Annotated in this window: 1 protein-coding gene; it reads right to left on the reverse strand. The window is 64.5% G+C overall.

Annotated features, from left to right (window positions below; all coding sequences use genetic code 11):
* Positions 1 to 48: 48 nt before the first annotated feature.
* Positions 49 to 321, reverse strand: a 273-nt coding sequence (locus SB751_RS29100; RefSeq protein ID WP_410748920.1) for a phage minor tail protein L, incomplete at its 5' end; no start/stop codon positions are given.

A 321-nucleotide genomic window follows, 5' to 3' on the forward strand; every position in this document is an offset into this window, starting at 1 on the left:
CTCCGCGATCGCGTGAGCGGCGATCGCGGCCTTCGTCGTTTCGTTCATTCAGGAAAGGGTGTCGCTGAGGAAACCGCCGAACGGCAGCGGGTTATTGACGCCGAAGCGGCATTCGCAGCCGCTCGTTTTCATGCTGCAGCGGTCAAGCGCCGGATCAGTCACCGGCTGGTCGTTGGCGTCGAAATACGCGGTGCCCGTGTAGCCGCAGTTCGCGTCGCGGTATTTCCACTGGCAGATCGGCACAATCTGGCGAGCGGGGAGCTGCTGGCCGCCGAAATCGAGCGGTGACGCGAGCGTGAACTCGACCTGCAGGCCGGGCTG

It is taken from the genome of Cupriavidus sp. SIMBA_020 (assembly GCF_046535395.1).
GTDB classification, from domain to species: domain Bacteria; phylum Pseudomonadota; class Gammaproteobacteria; order Burkholderiales; family Burkholderiaceae; genus Cupriavidus; species Cupriavidus campinensis.